This is a genomic window from Mesorhizobium sp. ES1-6 (assembly GCF_020164775.1).
Taxonomy (GTDB): Bacteria; Pseudomonadota; Alphaproteobacteria; order Rhizobiales; family Rhizobiaceae; genus Mesorhizobium.
Genome location: NZ_JAIUGU010000013.1, coordinates 1 through 15,720, shown reverse-complemented (window position 1 = coordinate 15,720; position 15,720 = coordinate 1). Strand labels below are relative to the sequence as shown.

15 protein-coding genes, 1 tRNA gene and 1 rRNA gene are annotated in these 15,720 nt (G+C 64.7%); 8 read left to right on the top strand and 9 right to left on the bottom strand.

The features are described from left to right. The first annotated feature begins 319 nt into the window (after positions 1-319). The 5 genes from LB564_RS25540 to LB564_RS25520 all read left to right on the top strand — a co-directional run bounded on the left by LB564_RS25540 (position 320) and on the right by LB564_RS25520 (position 5,588). On the top strand, positions 320-1,930 hold the full coding sequence (locus tag LB564_RS25540) for an ABC transporter substrate-binding protein (protein ID WP_224541873.1): 1,611 nt from the start codon (positions 320-322) through the stop codon (positions 1,928-1,930). A gap of 262 nt (positions 1,931-2,192) precedes the next feature. Beyond that, on the top strand, positions 2,193-3,179 hold the full coding sequence (locus LB564_RS25535) for an ABC transporter permease (RefSeq protein WP_224541871.1): 987 nt from the start codon (positions 2,193-2,195) through the stop codon (positions 3,177-3,179). Then, the gene (locus tag LB564_RS25530) at positions 3,176-4,006 is read left to right on the top strand and encodes an ABC transporter permease (RefSeq protein ID WP_224541869.1); all 831 of its coding nucleotides are present in this window, start codon (positions 3,176-3,178) and stop codon (positions 4,004-4,006) included. Before LB564_RS25535 ends, LB564_RS25530 begins: the two co-directional genes overlap by 4 nt. Beyond that, a complete protein-coding gene (locus LB564_RS25525) occupies positions 4,003-4,815 on the top strand; it encodes an ABC transporter ATP-binding protein (protein WP_224541867.1) in 813 nt (270 codons plus the stop codon). The genes LB564_RS25530 and LB564_RS25525 overlap by 4 nt, the downstream gene beginning before the upstream one ends. After that, positions 4,812-5,588: an ATP-binding cassette domain-containing protein gene (locus LB564_RS25520; protein WP_224541865.1), complete on the top strand. Its 777-nt coding sequence runs from the start codon at positions 4,812-4,814 to the stop codon at positions 5,586-5,588. The genes LB564_RS25525 and LB564_RS25520 overlap by 4 nt, the downstream gene beginning before the upstream one ends. A 37-nt stretch (positions 5,589-5,625) precedes the next feature. On the opposite strand, the gene LB564_RS25515 is transcribed toward LB564_RS25520, so the two are convergent. The 4 genes from LB564_RS25515 to LB564_RS25500 all read right to left on the bottom strand — a co-directional run bounded on the left by LB564_RS25515 (position 5,626) and on the right by LB564_RS25500 (position 9,849). Next, entirely contained in the window at positions 5,626-6,381 is a 756-nt protein-coding gene (locus LB564_RS25515; protein WP_140710820.1) for an ATP-binding cassette domain-containing protein, read from the bottom strand. Beyond that, positions 6,374-7,435 carry an ABC transporter permease subunit gene (locus LB564_RS25510; RefSeq protein ID WP_224541863.1) on the bottom strand — a complete coding sequence of 354 codons (1,062 nt, stop codon included), beginning with the start codon at positions 7,433-7,435 and terminating at the stop codon, positions 6,374-6,376. The genes LB564_RS25515 and LB564_RS25510 overlap by 8 nt, the downstream gene beginning before the upstream one ends. 101 nt (positions 7,436-7,536) lie before the next feature. Continuing rightward, a complete protein-coding gene (locus LB564_RS25505; protein WP_224541861.1) occupies positions 7,537-8,514 on the bottom strand; it encodes an ABC transporter substrate-binding protein in 978 nt (325 codons plus the stop codon). Between the two features lie 420 nt (positions 8,515-8,934). Next, positions 8,935-9,849 carry a sugar-binding transcriptional regulator gene (locus LB564_RS25500; protein ID WP_224541859.1) on the bottom strand — a complete coding sequence of 305 codons (915 nt, stop codon included), beginning with the start codon at positions 9,847-9,849 and terminating at the stop codon, positions 8,935-8,937. Between the two features lie 278 nt (positions 9,850-10,127). On the opposite strand from LB564_RS25500, the gene LB564_RS25495 reads away from it, so the two are divergent. Together LB564_RS25495 and LB564_RS25490 are read left to right on the top strand one after the other, a co-directional pair. Beyond that, complete coding sequence (locus LB564_RS25495) at positions 10,128-11,036, top strand: tagatose-bisphosphate aldolase (protein WP_224541856.1); 909 nt, start codon at positions 10,128-10,130, stop codon at positions 11,034-11,036. Between the two features lie 29 nt (positions 11,037-11,065). Next, complete coding sequence (locus LB564_RS25490; RefSeq protein ID WP_224541855.1) at positions 11,066-12,505, top strand: ROK family protein; 1,440 nt, start codon at positions 11,066-11,068, stop codon at positions 12,503-12,505. 28 nt (positions 12,506-12,533) lie between these two features. Here LB564_RS25490 and LB564_RS25485 read toward each other — a convergent pair whose 3' ends face one another. Both LB564_RS25485 and LB564_RS25480 read right to left on the bottom strand, forming a co-directional pair. After that, the gene (locus LB564_RS25485) at positions 12,534-13,145 is read right to left on the bottom strand and encodes an NAD(P)-dependent oxidoreductase (protein WP_224541853.1); all 612 of its coding nucleotides are present in this window, start codon (positions 13,143-13,145) and stop codon (positions 12,534-12,536) included. A gap of 41 nt (positions 13,146-13,186) precedes the next feature. After that, entirely contained in the window at positions 13,187-13,825 is a 639-nt protein-coding gene (locus LB564_RS25480; protein WP_224541851.1) for a DsbA family protein, read from the bottom strand. Positions 13,826-13,963: 138 nt separating this feature from the next. Here LB564_RS25480 and LB564_RS25475 point away from each other — a divergent pair, with 138 nt between their 5' ends. Then, positions 13,964-14,881 (top strand): LysR family transcriptional regulator, encoded by a 918-nt coding sequence (locus LB564_RS25475; protein ID WP_140710804.1) that lies wholly within the window; start codon positions 13,964-13,966, stop codon positions 14,879-14,881. Positions 14,882-15,122: 241 nt separating this feature from the next. Here the strand turns inward: LB564_RS25475 and LB564_RS25470 are convergent. The 3 genes from LB564_RS25470 to LB564_RS25460 all read right to left on the bottom strand — a co-directional run. Continuing rightward, positions 15,123-15,199, bottom strand: a tRNA-Met gene (locus LB564_RS25470). A 163-nt stretch (positions 15,200-15,362) separates the two neighbouring features. After that, positions 15,363-15,477: ribosomal RNA gene (gene rrf, locus LB564_RS25465) — 5S ribosomal RNA — on the bottom strand. Positions 15,478-15,531: 54 nt separating this feature from the next. Continuing rightward, the coding region (locus LB564_RS25460) for a hypothetical protein (RefSeq protein WP_224541849.1) at positions 15,532-15,720 on the bottom strand (189 nt) is incomplete at its 5' end.

The following is a 15,720-nucleotide window of genomic DNA, read 5'->3' as shown; positions in this document are numbered from 1 at the left end:
CGCAATCAAATCTGCACCATTTTTCCCATTCTGGTCCAGCCAGAACCTTTGCGAGCACCACCTTCTGTCGGTCATCAAGTCGTCATTTGCTCATATTTCCGCACATCTGGTCCGACCAGATAGCCGAATTGAATGGACTTGTGCTAAACTGGTCCAGCGGACGAAAATTTCAAAGCCAAGCAAGGATGCGCCAATTCCGTCTCTGGCGAAACCCTCGGCAAGGCTCATAATCCCCACCGCGGGATGCCGATGCACGCACCGGCATTCGAGGGGTGTTGTCGCGCCCGATCGGGCCGCGCGAAGAGGACGGAGTTCGATCATGTCAGGTTTCACCATTTCCAGACGCACCATGCTTACCGGCTCGGCAATGCTGCTGGCCTCCACGGCCATGCCGACATTGGGTTGGGCACAGACGCCGAAGAAGGGTGGGCGGCTCGTGCTTGCCGCCGATTCCGAGCCGCGCAATCTCAATCCGGCGATCGTCGCCTCCAACGGTGTTTTCTTCATCTCCAGCAAGATCGTCGAGACGCTGGCGGAAGCCTCCTTCGACGGCAAGGACGGGCTTGCGCCAAGGCTGGCGCTGAGTTGGGAAGGCGCTGCCGACGGACTGTCGGCGACGTTCAAGCTGCGCGACGGCGTCAAATGGCATGACGGCAAGCCGTTCACCTCGGCCGACGTCGCCTTCTCGGCGCTGCGGATCTGGAAGCCGCTACAGAATCTCGGCCGCACCGTGTTCAAGGACCTCCGTGCGGTCGACACGCCAGACGATCTGACCGCCGTGTTCAAATTCGCCAAGCCGACGCCGTTCCAGTTGATCCGCAACGCGCTGCCGGCGCTATCGAGCGTGGTGCCCAAGCACATCTACGAGGTCGGCAAGATCGAGGACAACCCGGCCAACAACGCGCCGATCGGCACCGGGCCGTTCAAGTTCGGCGAGTACAAGGCCGGCCAGTATTACCGTCTGACCAAGAACACGGACTATTGGGGCAAGGACGAGCCCTATCTCGACGAGATCATCTATCAGGTCCTGCCCGACCGCACGTCGGCCGCCGCGGCGCTGGAAGCTGAGGAAATCCAGCTCGCGGCTTTCTCGGCCGTGCCGCTGGCCGACCTCGACCGCATCTCCAAGGTTCCCGGCCTGAAGGTCATCACCAAGGGCTATGAGGCCCTGACCTACCAGCTCGTCGTCGAGATCAACCATCGCCGCAAGGAATTGGCCGACGTGAAGGTGCGCCAGGCCATCGCCCATGCCATCGACAAGGACTTCGTCGTCAAGACGGTGTTCCTCGGCTACGCCGCCACCGCCACCGGCCCGGTGCCGAAGAACGATCCGCAATTCTACACCGCCGACGTGCCGACCTACGCCTTCGACGTCGCCAAGGCCAACGCGCTGCTCGACGAGGCCGGCTACAAGAAAGGCGCCGACGGCAACCGTTTCTCGCTGAAGCTCTTGCCGGCGCCCTATTTCAACGAGACAAAACAGTTCGGCGACTATCTGCGCCAGGCGCTCGCGGCCATCGGCATCGACGCGCAACTGGTCAACAACGACTCGGCCGCCCACATCAAGGCCGTCTATACCGACCACGCCTTCGACCTCGCGGTCGGCCCGCCGGTGTTTCGCGGCGACCCCGCGATCTCGACCACCATCCTGGTGCAGAGCGGCATTCCCGACGGCGTGCCGTTCTCCAACCAGGGCGGCTACAAAAACCCTGCGCTCGACGCGCTGATCACCAAGGCATCGGAAACGCTCGACACATCAGCGCGTACCGATCTCTACAAGGAGTTCCAGAGGCAAGTCGCGGCCGACCTGCCGCTGATCAACGTCGCCGAATGGAGTTTCATCAGCGTCGCCAGCGACAAGGTCGGCAACATCGCCAACAACCCGCGCTGGGCGGTTTCGAACTGGGCGGACACGTATTTAGCGGGGTGATCCCACACTTGCGGATCGAAGTTTGGGGTGCTCAGATTCGGAGAATGAGAGTTCCTTCGCGCCCCCCTCTGTCCTGCCGGACATCTCCCCCACAAGGGGGGAGATTGGCGGTTTCCGCGCCTCACACTTCCCTGCAACCTTGGAGATTGGCGAAAGCCGAGATGACAGCTGATCTCCCCCCAAGTGGGGGAGATGTCCGGCAGGACAGAGGGGGGCGCCGTAGAGCACGCCCTCAGAAGTTTACAAGCGGCGTCCCATCATCATGACCCGCGCCCTCACCCTCATCCGCCGCCGTCTCGTCGGCAGCATCTTCGTTCTCCTCATCGTCACTATCGGCACCTTCCTCCTGCTCGAAGCAGCCCCGGGCGACGCAGTCGACGCCTACATCGTCTCGACCGGCGGCGACGCCGGCATGATCGAGCTGTTGCGCCATCGCTGGGGCCTCGATCAGTCGGAGCTGACGCGGCTCGCCAACTATCTCTGGGCGCTGCTGCATCTCGACCTCGGCCAGTCCGTCACTTTCTCCCGGCCGATCCGCGAGGTCATCTTGGAACGCCTGCCGACCACGCTCATTCTGATGGTCAGCGCCACCGCGCTCTCCTTCGGCCTCGGCTCTGCGCTCGGCATCTATGCCGGCGCAAGGCCCGGCAGCTTCCGCGACCGTTTTCTCTCCGTCGCCTCGCTGGCGCTCTACGCGGTGCCTGGCTTCTGGCTCGGCCTGGTGCTGATCGTGATCTTCGCAGTCGACCTGCGCTGGCTGCCGATCGGCGGCATCGAGACTCTCGCTTCCGACAAGACCGGTCTCGACCGTGCCGCCGACATCGCCATCCACCTGGTGCTGCCGGTTTCCGCGCTCGGCTTCATCTATCTGGCGCTCTATCTGCGCATGATGCGCGCCGGCATGGCCGAGGCCTGGCGCCAGGATTTTGTGCTGGCCGCCCGCGCCAGGGGGCTTTCGCGCCGCCGCATCGTGCTCGCCCATGTCGCCCGCAACGCACTATTGCCGCTGGTCACCATGCTTGGCCTGCAATCGGCGCAGATGCTGGGTGGCAGCGTCGTCATCGAGAGCGTCTTTGCCGTGCCCGGCCTCGGCCGGCTGGCGCAGGAAGCGGTGGCCGCGCGCGACACGCCCTTGCTGCTTGGCATCATCCTCACCAGCGCTGTGCTCGTCATCCTCATCAACCTCCTTGTCGACATTGCCTATGCCTTCCTCGACCCGCGCGTCGGCGCCAGCGAGGCCGGCGCATGAGCCGCCTGCGTCGCTTTTTACGCACACCCGAGGCGGTTGCCGGCATCATCCTTCTGGCGATGCTGTTCGCCATGGCGCTGTCGGCATCTCTGTTGTTTCCCGGGGACCCGCAAGCCATCGCCGGCCCGGCGCTGCTGCCCCCCTTCCAAAACTGGTCGCTGCCGCTTGGCACCGACCGGCTCGGCCGCGACGTGCTGGCCGAACTGTTCCATGGCGCCCGCACCTCGCTGGCTGTCGGCCTCGCCGCCGCCGCCGCTGCCCTTGTCGTCGGCGCGGTCGTCGGCACGCTGGCCGGCTTTGCCGGCGGCCTCGTCGATGAAGTGCTGATGCGCATCACCGACGCGTTCCAGACCGTGCCCGGTTTCCTGCTGGCGCTGGCTTTCGTCAGCGTGGTCGGTCCTTCGCTCGGCGTCGTTGTGGTAGCGATCGCACTCGGCACCTGGACGGGGCCGGCGCGCGTGGCGCGCGCGGAAGTCCTTTCCATCCGCGAACGCGACTATGTCGCCGGCGCCCGCGTCATCGGCATGCATCCGCTGGCGATTGCCTTTCGCGAAGTACTGCCGAATGCCTTGCCGCCAGTGCTGGCGCTGTCATCGGTGATCGTCGCCGCCGCGATCCTCACCGAAGCGGCCCTGTCCTTCCTGGGCCTCGGCGACCCCAACAGGGTCACCTGGGGCGGTATGATCGCCGAAGGCCGCACTGTCTTGCGTACCGCGCCCTTCCTGTCGATCGTCCCGGGTATTGCGCTGGTGCTGACGGTGCTCGGCGTCTATCTCGCCGGCGAAGGCATCGTCGAGACGACGGCCGTACGCAGGGGCCTGTCATGACCGCGCTGGCATCGATCCGCGATCTCTCGGTGACCTATCGCCGCGACGGCAGCGAGGTGGCGGCGCTGAAGAACATTACTTTCGATGTCCAGGCAGGCGAACGGCTGGCTATCATCGGCGAAAGCGGCTCCGGCAAGAGCACGTTGGCGTTGGCGATCGCGGGGCTGTCGCCAGCAAGTGTCAGGATCGAGGGGCACATCGATTGGTTCTTGCCGTCAACGTCGGGCGCCAAGGCGCCCCCCCTCCTCGGCCGCGACATCGGCTTCGTCTTCCAGGATCCCTCAGCCAGCCTCGATCCCGTGATGACCGTCGGCAAGCAGATCGCCGAAGTCGCGCACACGCATCTCGGCCTGACCTGGTCCCAGTCCTTCGCCAAGGCAAAGCAATTGCTCGAACGCGTCCGCTTGCCCGACCCTGACTCCGCCCTGCGCGCCTACCCGCACCAGCTTTCCGGCGGCCAGAAGCAGCGTGTGGCGATTGCCGCCGCGATTGCCGCCGGGCCGAAACTGCTGATCGCCGACGAGGCGACCAGCGCTCTCGACACCATCGTACAGGCCGAGATCGTCGCGCTGATCCGGCGACTGGTGGCCGAAGACGGCATGACGCTGCTGTTCATCAGCCATGACATCGCGCTCGCCGCCGAACTCGCCGAGCGCATCGCCGTCTTCCGCCATGGCCAGTTGGTTGAGCTTGGCGCGACGGCGCGGATCATCAATGCCCCGACCCAGACCTATACACGCACCCTGCTCGACGCCCATATCGGTCTTGATGCCGAACCGCTTCTGAACCGGGGTGCGACGCGCGGATGAGCCTGCTCACAGTGTCCGGTCTCACCAAACGCTATAGCCGAGGCGGCAAGACCCTCACCGCGGCGGACGATGTCTCCTTTCATGTCGAGCCCGGGGAAACGCTGGCGCTGGCCGGGCCGTCAGGGAGCGGCAAGTCGACGATCGCGCGGCTGGTGCTGCGACTGATCGAGCCGGATGGGGGACGCATCGAATTCGAGGGCGATGATTTCCTGGCTCTGGGCGGCTCGGCACTTCGAACCCGTCGCGCGCGCCTGCAAATGGTGTTCCAGGATCCGCTGGCCGCCTTCAACCCACGCGCCACCGTCGCGCGCGTCCTCGACGACCCGCTCCGCATCCATGGCATTGCCTCCCGCGCCGAGCGCCCGCGACGCATCGCTGCCTTGCTGGAGCGCGTCGGCCTGGCGGCCGACCTCGCGCCACGTGCCATCCATGAAATCTCCGGCGGCCAGCGGCAGCGCGTGGCCATCGCCCGCGCCATCGCCACCAAGCCATCGCTGATCGTGCTCGACGAAGCTGTGTCGGCGCTCGATGTCTCCGTGCGCGGCCAGATCCTCGACCTCCTGCTCGACCTGCAGCGCGAGCAACGGATCGCCTACCTCTTCATTTCACATGATCTTGGCGTCGTGCGCGCGATCGCCCACCGCGTCATCCTTCTCGATGCCGGACGAATTGCCGAGAGCGGCGATGCCCGAGCCGTCATCGACACGCCGCGATCGGCCATCGGCAAAGCGCTGGTGGCGGCGGCACCGCGATTGAACAGAAACAGACCATGATCCGGTCTTCGAACAAGACCACGCTGAGAAAACCCGCCTATCCCCCGACCATCAGCTTGACGACCTCATCATGATTGGTCTCGGAGATCTTGCGCTCGCCGGCCTGGACGCCGCGCCGCAGCACGACGATGCGGTCCGAGACAGCGAAGATGTCCTGCAGATTGTGCGAGATGAAGATCACGCCTCGCCCTTGCGCCTTGAGCTGGTGGATCAGCGAAATGACCTTGCGCTGTTCCGGCACGCCGAGCGCAGCGGTCGGTTCGTCCATGATCAGAATCTGCGCATCCCAATAGACGGCCCGGCCGATGGCGACGGCCTGGCGCTGTCCGCCGGAGAAATTGCTGACCGGGGCGTTCATGCGGCTGACGTGGAAGTCCAGCCGCTTCATCGTCTCCCTGGCAGCGTCGGCCATCGCCTTGCGGTCGAGCACCGGCAGGAAGCCGAACGCCTTGCGCATCGGTTCGCGGCCAAGGAAGATGTTGGCGCCGATCGACAGATTGTCGGCCAGAGCCAGATCCTGGTAGATCGTCTCGATGCCTTTTTCGCGCGCCTCCTGCGGCGTCGCGAACGCCACCGGCTGGCCCCTGAGCAGGATTTCGCCACCCGTGGGCTGGAACACGCCCGAGATCGCCTTGATCAGCGTCGTCTTGCCGGCGCCGTTGTCGCCGGCAAGCGCCACCACTTCGCCCGGCCGCACGGCCATGGAGAAATCGCTGAGCGCACGCACGGCGCCAAAGTGCTTGGACAGGTTGCGGACTTCGAGCAAGGCGGTGTTCTGGTCGATGCTATTCATCCTGGCGGCCTCCACTGAACCGGCGCTGCGCCTGGTCTATGAGCACGGAAATGATGATGACGACGCCGACGGCGATGAACTGCCAGAACGGCTCGACATTGACGAAGACCAGCCCGTACTGGATGACCGCGATCACCAGCGCCCCGGCAACCGTGCCGAAGATGGTGCCGGAGCCGCCGAACAGGCTGGCGCCGCCGATCACGACAGCCGCGACGCTGTCGAGCAGCAGCGGTTCGCCGGCTTGCGCCGCACCGGCCGTGAAGCGCGCGGCATAGAGCGCACCGCCAAGGCCTGCGCACATCGCCGACAGCACATAGAGCCGTAATATATGGCCCCTGATGTCGATACCGGACCGGCGCGCCGCCTGCACATTGGCGCCGATGGCGTAATTGTGCTGGCCGAAACGCGTCTGGCTGAGCAGATAGTGCATGACGATGACGAAGACGGCGGTGATCAGCACCAGATAGGGAATGCCTTGGAATTTGCCGTTGCCGAGCAGCGCGAACCAGGAATTCTGCACCGGCACCGTCGTGCCGCCGGCAAGCAGGAAGGCAGCGCCGCGCGCCACGCCGAACATGCCGAGCGTGCCGATGAAGGGTGGCACCTTGAGACGTGATATCAGCAGGCCGTTGATGATGCCGGGCACGCCGGCGACGATCACCGCCGCCAGAATGCCGGCCAGCATAGCAAGCGGCAACGGAATGGCCGCACCCGCCATGTTGGTCGCATGCGCGGCGATGACGGCGGCCAGGCCCATGATGAAGCCCAGCGACAGGTCGATACCGCCTGAAATGATGACGAAGGTCTGCCCAGTCGCCAGCAGCAGCGGCGCCACGGCAAAGATCGCGATGGACTGCAGGTTGAACGGATTGAGCACGAAGGTGGCGCCGAAGGCGACCCTCGACCAGATCTCGAAGCAGATGAGAAGACCGGCAAGGAACAGCCAGGCGCGCCCTTCGGCGATGCGTGCGATCAGGCCCTTGGCCGGATCGCCATGATCCGCCTGAGGAGCGACATGCTGCTCGGCCGGCTTTGCTAGGGATGTCGAGGTCATGGATACTCCGCGGCGCGGCTCGTTCGAACAAGGCCCCGATCAGCCGGGACCCGGCGCAGGCCTCCTCCCGGCTGACCGGGAGGAGCCAAGCTCGTCTGGACCTAATCGGAGTAGAGATACTTCGAGATGTTCGGATCCGCGACGTTGGACTTGTTCATGATCGTGAAGCCGGTGCCGATCGTGACCGGGATTGAGTGGCCGGTCAGGTGGGCATAGGCCGAAACGACGCCGTAATAGCCGATCTCGGCCGGATGCTGGGCGATTGCCACGTCCACGAGACCGGTATTGATGTTGTCGACGATGCTGGTCGGCGCATCGAAGGCAACCACCTTGACGGTGCCGGTCTGCCCGGCCTGCTTGACGCCGTTGGCGGCACCGAGCGCCGAGAACAGATTGGCGCCGAACACGCCGACCAGGTCGGGATTGCGCGCGAAGACAGCCTGCAGCTGCGAGGCCGCCTTGTTGGCGTCGTCATCGTTGAACTGGGTTTCCAGAACGGTGATGCCCGTATGCTTGGCCATCTCCTTCTTGAAGCCTTCTTCGCGCTGGTCGGTGGTCGAAATGCCGGGCTTGACGTTCGACACATAGACCTTGCCCTTGTCGCCAATGGCGGTGGCCAGAGCGCGCGCCGCGATCTCGCCGCCCAGCACATTGTCGGAGGCAATGTAGGCCAGCGGGAAATCGGCATCGCCGGCGCCTGTCTGATAGACGCCGCTGCCGATGAACGTATCGACGGTGATGACCGGAATGCCGGCGTCATTGGCCTTGCGCAGTGGCTCGACCAGCTGAACCTTGTCGGTCGGCGCGATCAGGATCGCGTCCGGTTTCTTGGCGATGACCGCGTCCAGCACCGGCACCTGTGTGACCGGGTTGAAGTCCGGGGCGCCCTGGAAAACCAGGGTCACGCCGAGCGCATCGGCTGCCGCCTGGGCGCCCTTGCGCATGGTGATGTAGAACCCGTCGGTGGTCAGGCCCGGAATGAGCGCGATGGTGTATTTCTTGTCCTGCGCCTGCGCGGGCGCCATCAGCACCGTGGCGCTGACGGCAAGCGCCGCGAGCCCGGCTACGATCTTCTTCATGACATCCTCCTCATTGTTGGCAATTCTGCCGTTGCAAGTGACATTGGATGGCCGTCATCCGCTCACGCGATGCCGACGGCCGGGAACGCCTGTTTGCTTTCGCGGGCAGCTCCTCCCAAGCGCCCTCCAGTCTAAATCTCAGCCGGCCCGACTGGCCGGCGCATAGCCGTGGTCGCTTTCCTCGCCTCCGCGAGGTGAGAGAACCACCGCGCCCGAGATGCCTGCGCATCGGGTTCGCAGTTTGTAACACTTTGCAGAAATAAATTGCAACTCGGTTTTTCCGAGACCGCAACACCGGCTTTTCCAGACAGCATCCGACTGCTCCTTGGAGCCCCGGCGAACTATCGTCCCGACGCCCCGGCGACACAATCGATTTCGCAACGGCTTCTCTGCGCGTCACCATTGCGGCCTCGGTCCGGCCTACCTGCCGCTATCCGTTGCAAGGGCCGCGAGGATGGCCTGCGCCGTCTTTGTGTCCGTCACCAGCGTGTTGATGAGCCCGGCCCGGACGGCGCCGATGATTGCCGTCGCCTTTTCCGGCGAGGCGGCAACGCCGATCACCAGCGGCACGGCGCGAAGCTGCGCCGGCGACATGGCGATCATCCGGCTCTCCCCTTCCCAGGCGATCAGGGCGCCCTCCGCGTCGAAGTAATGACGAAGCACGTCGCCGGCCGCGTGAACCAGCGCCTGCTCGCTTGGCGTGGCGGCACTCGCCTCGGGCGCATTGATGGCATGCGGCAGGCCGATGCCGACGATCGCCACATCGGTTCTCTCCCAAAGCGCAACGGCATCGCGGATGGCTGCGTCGCGCAGGAAGACCTCGCGCAGCTCACTCGATGGTAGATACGGAGCGTGGATGAAGTGCGGCGTGCCACCGAACTCCTCCGCGGCAAGCCGCACGAATTCGTTGACCTGAAAATGCGCCGCGTGCTGCTGCATGCCGCCGGTCGCGGCCACCGTCAGCACCCCCGGCATGCGCGGCAGGCCGGATCGGATGATCTCGCGCACGGCGCGCCCCCAGCCGATGGCGACCACGGAGCCGGCCACCAGTTGCGCCTGCCTGAGCAAAGCGCCAAGCGGCGCTGAGAGCGCCGTCAGCGCGCCCGCCGCCGGCGTCTCGACAACCGCGGCATCACGCAATTTCAGCCCGTCGACCAATTGCCTGGTAATGTCCTCCGGCGTCGCCAGGTCGATGACCTCGATGCGCACGATGCCCTCGGCCCGCGCCCGCTGCAGCAAACGCGAAATCGTCGCGGTGGAGACGCCGAGCTGCCGCGCAATGTCGACCTGCGACATCTCCTCCAGATAGTGCAGCTTGGCAACCGTGTGCAGCATCGTGCGCGATGCGGTCGCGTCCTGGACGGAGGGAACAGACAGCTTGCAATTCCTTTCAGCAACGTGTTACACACGTATACGCCGATGGGAGTTATCGCGCAAATCCGGCGAACTCGCAACTTGAGGGCCACACCAGGCCACGCGCCGGCAAGGCTGCCTGTCCAGGCAGCCGGCGATGCATCAAGGCGGCAAATCTTCCTGCCGGCAGGCAGGCAAATCGACCATTGTTTCCACGGGATCAGCGCCTCGGCGAGAGCGCCAACATCGGACAGAAGACCATGACCAAGATGACCACCGCGGAACTGCGCGGCTACCAGCAGATATGCGGCAAGGATGGAGCCATGGTGGCCATCGCCTGCGACCAGCGCGGCGGCATGCGCACCTTGCTGGCGTCGGACCCCGCGGAACAGGCCGTGATCACCAACGACATGCTCGGCGACACCAAGGCCGACATCACGCGCTACCTCGCCAGCGCGGCGTCCTGCGTGTTGCTCGACCCGCTCTGCGCGGTGCCGAGGGTGGTCGACGAGGGCGTGCTGAACCGGGATACCGCGCTCCTCATCGGCCTCGACGCCTCCGGCTTCGACGTTTCGCCGGAAGGCTACCGCCTGTCGCGGCTGGTTCCCGGCATCGATGCGCGACGCGTGCGCGAACTCGGCGGCACGGGCGGCAAGATCATGGTCTATCTCAGGGCCGACAAGCCGCAAGCCAACGAGCACAACATCGCCATCCTGCGCCAATGCATCACCGACTTCGGCAAAGAGGATCTGCTGCTCGTCGTCGAATTCCTGACCTATCAGCTTGAAGGGGAAAGCCCGCAGGATTACGCGGCCAAGACGCCTTGGCTGGTCGAGGAAGGTACCAGGATTTCGCTGGAATGCGGCGCCAAGGTGCTGAAGCTTCCCTACCCCGGAACGCCGGAAGCCTGCGCCAACATCACCAGAATGGCTGGCGAGGTGCCATGGGCCGTGCTTTCGGCTGGCGTCAACCACGCCACCTTCCTCGGCCAGGTCGAGATCGCCATGCAAAATGGCGCCTCCGGTGTGATCGCCGGCCGTTCGCTGTGGAAGGATTGTATCTCGCTCGACCGTGACATTCAGCGCGAAAGGCTTAAGACCATCGCGGTGCCGCGATTGCGCGAGATCCAGGCGGTGATCGGGCACTATCGGCGGAAGGCCGCCGCCTGATATCCGCGTTGGGGCACGTGCAGGACGTCATGCCACAAAAGTCGATGGCCATAGGGATCGATATCGGCGGCACCAATTTGCGTGCCGCCCGCATCTCCGGCACGGGAGAGATCCTCAAGCGCCTCAGCGAGAAGAGCGCGCCTGACCCGGAGCTGGTGCTTGGCCGCATCGCCGACATGGTGCGCCTTCTCGACACACCTGACGTGGCAGCCATCGGCGTTGGCGTTCCCGGCCGCGTCGACACGCGGCGCGGCGCGGTCCTGTCGGGGGGCTATGTCAACCTTGCCTCGGTTGCGCTGGCGCGGCGCCTGGAAGACATGGCCGGCAAGCCTGTCATCCTCGACAATGACTGCAACATGGCGCTGGCCGCCGAGATGGCCCTGGGCGCCGGCCAAGGCCACGACAACATCGCCATGTTCACCATCGGCACCGGCATCGGCGGCGCCGTCGTCCAGAACCGGCGGATCATGCGTGGCCGGGCGACGGCCGGGCAACTTGGCCACATCACTGTCGACGTCAATGGCGAGCTCTGCGCCTGCGGGCGGCGCGGCTGTGTCGAAACCACCAGTTCCGGCACGGCGCTCGGCCGCCACATCGCGCGCGCCGACTTTGGACCCGACGTTTCGGTCGATCAGCTCTTTGCCCGCGACGCGGCCGGCGACGTCAAGGCGCGCGGCATACTGGAAGCCTGGGCAAGGCCGCTGCGCGCGGCGATCGATACCACCGTCGCCATGTTCGACCCCGACCTCGTCCTGCTTGGCGGCGGGCTTGGCCTGGCGGCACACAGGGCGCTCGGCCATGCGCCGGCGTTGGCGCCCTGGTACCAATGCCCGGTCGAGCCGGCTCGGCTCGGCGACGACGCCGGGGTGATCGGCGCCGGGCTGCAGGCGCTTTCGACGCCGGTATCGATATCGCTATCTGGTCAGCCTGGCCGCGCCAGACGCGCCGTGCTCGTCAATGGCATCCCGGCCAGCGGCAAGAGCACCGTGTCGCGCGGCATCGCCGATCGCATGGGATGGCCGCTGCTCGCGCTCGACACGGTCAAGAATCCGTTCCTCGAAGTGCTCGGCGGCGGCGACCGTGAATTCAACCGCACGCTCGGCCGGGCCAGCTACCAGGCAATCTGGTCGCTCGTTGGCGACGCTCCGGCCGGCAGCACCTTCATCGTCGACGCGTGGTTCGGTTTCCAGCCGCAGCAGGTGCTCGAGGATCATCTGCGCAAGGCCGGTGTCGAACACACCGTGGAAATCTGGTGCCACGCGCCCGGTGAGGTTCTGGCCGAGCGCTACGGTGGCCGGCTCGGTCAGCGTCTCCCCGGTCATCCCGGCGCCGCCTACATCCCCGAGCTGATCGAATTGGCCAAGCGCGCCGAACCGCTGCGGCGTGGACCGCTGTTCGATGTCGACACGACCAGGCCGACCGACTTCGACGCCATCACCGCCTGGCTGAAGGCGCGGTTCCAGACATAACGGGCTCAGGCCGGCGGCGGTCGCTGCATCAATAGCCGACGGTGAAACGCTGCCGGATATGCGTCGGCTTCTCGATCTCGTCGACCATGACGATGGCATAGTCCTCGAAGGAAATGCTGCTGCCCTTGTCCGAGGCGAGAAGCGTGTCCTTGCCAAGTCGGAACTTGCCGGTGCGCTCGCCCGGAACGAACAGGGCCGACGGCGACAGGAACGTCCAGTCGAGATCCTCGACCGTCTTGAGCCTGTCCAGGAAGTCCGCGCCCTTCTGTGCTTCGGCCTTGTAGATCGTGGGGAATTCGGGCGTGTCGACCAGACGCTTGCCGGGCGCCACTTCGAGACTGCCCGCGCCACCCACGACGAGATAGCGCTTCACGCCCGAGGCGCGCACCGCGTCGATCAGTGTGTCGGGGTCGCTGTCCAGGAAATGCACCGAGCTGATCACGACATCATGCCCGCGGATCAGGTCGGTGAGACCTTGCCTGTCGAGGACATCGCCCTTCCTGGCGGTCACGCCGGGCAGCGCCGCGATCTTTTCCGGAGTGCGGGCGATGCCGGTGACCGTATGGCCACGGTTGGAGAGTTCCTTGAGCAGGCGCGAACCGACAGCGCCGGAGGCGCCTATGAGAGCAACTTTTGCCATGTCTTCTTCCATTTCCTGTAGGAGGGCCGGATTGGTGGAGATCACGCCGCGGCGATATGGGCGACGAGATTGTCGAAGCTGCCGAACAGCGCGTTCGAACCGATGAGCCGGGGCGCTTCGTTGCGGATGACCGCCAGCGAGGGCACGCCATTGGCATGCAGGCGCTCGAACAGCGCGCGGCCGCGACCGACCAGCTCGCGGTGAGCCGTCAGCAAGGTTTCGGTCGGGTTCTTCAGGATCGCGGCGGCATCCATCATGCCAGTGTCGGCGAGCACGGCAACCACGCCTTCGACAGTTACGATATCGCGGCCGTCGACGTAGCGCGCACGTTGGATAGCCTTGAGCGCGGTCAACCGGCGGCTCGGGTCTTCCAGGCCCGCGGCGCTGATGCCGAGCGTGGCGGCATGGGAGTCCAGCAAGGTGCCGCGAACGTTGAGGACATTCCGCTGATAGGCCTGCGTGAAGGGTTGTCCGGTCAGGCGCCCGATGCGTTGATCATTCGCCCAGGCATGAGCGGCAAACCCTTCATCCATCGGACGCGCACCGGCCCCGGAAAACAGGCCGGTCGGCAGCAATTCGACGCGCACGCCACTGGCCGCCAATTTGTCCAGCATCGGCGTGGCGCCGTAGCACCAGCCGCAGAGCGGATCGAAAAGGTAAGTCACGTCTGAAGTGCTCATGATTGCATGATGTCCTTGCCACGGCGAGACCGCGTCCTGACCGCCAAATGTCTTGCTCCTATTGGCAGAGGACGACCTTGCGATAAATACCCATCAATAGTACAAACTGTCTGATCCAATCAGACAAAAGCGATCATCTTGGCCGACCTGCTGAACCTCAACCGACTCGTCTATTTCACCACCGTGATGGAGACCGGCTCCTTCACGTCGGCGGCAGACCGGCTTGGCGTCGCCAAGGCGGTGGTCAGCCATCAGATCGGCAAGCTCGAGGAGGAATTGGGCGCGACACTCATGCGACGCACGACGCGACGTGTCGCGCCGACCGAGGAGGGGCGCCTCTTCTATGATCGTGCGATGATCATCCTGCGCGAAGCGGAGGCCGCCTATGGCGAGATTTCGCGAGCGGCCGTCGAACCGGCGGGAATGTTGAGACTGACAGCGCCACTCGACTACGGCACGAAGATCGTTGCACCGGTCATCGCCGCTTATCTCAAGACCTATCCGCATATGCGCATCGAAGCGATCTTCGATGATGCGATAAGCAACCTTGTCGACGAGCAGATCGACCTCGGCATTCGCGTCGGCTGGCTTGCCGATTCCTCCAACCAGGCGCGGCGCCTGGGCACGATACGGCAGATCGTGGTGGCAAGTCCCGCTTTCGCCGCAAGCCTGCCGCCGGGCGTGAGCCCGCGGCAGGCGCGATCGCTGGCCTGGGTCGGAAACGCCCAGCTTCGCGGCATCGGCCAATGGCTGTTTTCCAGGGATGGCGACAAGGTGCTGACCGAGCTCAACCCGGTCATGACATGCGACAAGAGCCCGGCCGCCCATGCCTGCGTGCTTGCCGGCATAGGCCTGGGCGTGTTTCCCGACTACGGCGTCAGCGACGACATCGCCGAGGGACGGCTGGTGCCGGTCTTCGCCGACTGGGCCTTGCCCACCGGCGGCATCCACGCCGTCTTTCCGCCGGCAAGGTTCCGGCCGGCCAAGGTGCGCGCCTTTGTGGATCTGCTCGCCGCCGCCGAGAGAAAGCGATCGCGCGGCGGCACCATGGCATGAAATAACTGAGGCAGAAGGTCAGTAATGACTTACGTCAAAGCGCTGCTGCCCCTCAGGCGCAAAAAAACGCCCGCGGGATTAACCACGGGCGTTTGAATATGGTCTTTGGGGACGGGGTTTGAGTTATGTGTCCTGCGGTGTGGGCTTTGGCTGCTTGCGGGGTGCTGATGACCGGTTAGAATCGGCGGGCCACCAGAGCCAAATACAAAAGAGCCCGCACGATGGCGGGCTCTTTTGTATTTGGTTGCGGGGACAGGATTTGAACCTGTGACCTTCAGGTTATGAGCCTGACGAGCTACCGGGCTGCTCCACCCCGCGTCAACCCTGCGGTCGCGTTTAGGCGACTGCGTATTTTTATCCACCAAATGAAAGGGCCGCTTACGCGGCCCGTGGTCCCTTGGCGGGCCTTGTTCGTGAAGAGAAGATTTCTCTCCATGCTGATCTTTTGAGATCGGATGTGAGACGAACGTGCGTTTAGCAGACCTGGCAGCGACCTACTCTCCCGCGTCTTGAGACGAAGTACCATCAGCGCTGGAGCGTTTCACGGCCGAGTTCGGAATGGGATCGGGTGCAGCCGCTCCGCCATAACCACCAGGTCGGCAAAACGCACGTTATTCGAGAAGCTGTTTTTTGTGCCTTTGAGTGTTCTTTTAGCCTGGCGCCTTTTCGAAGCGAAGCTTCGCAAGGTCGACCGACCGTCGGCGCTGATGCGCCGCACCCACGTAGCGCCGCCCGCAGGGCGGAACAAGCGTGAGTGAGAACAGACCATCTGACTTTGTCAGATGGGCATAAGGAATGAGAACGATCAAGCCGATCGAACTATTAGTACCGGTAAGCTT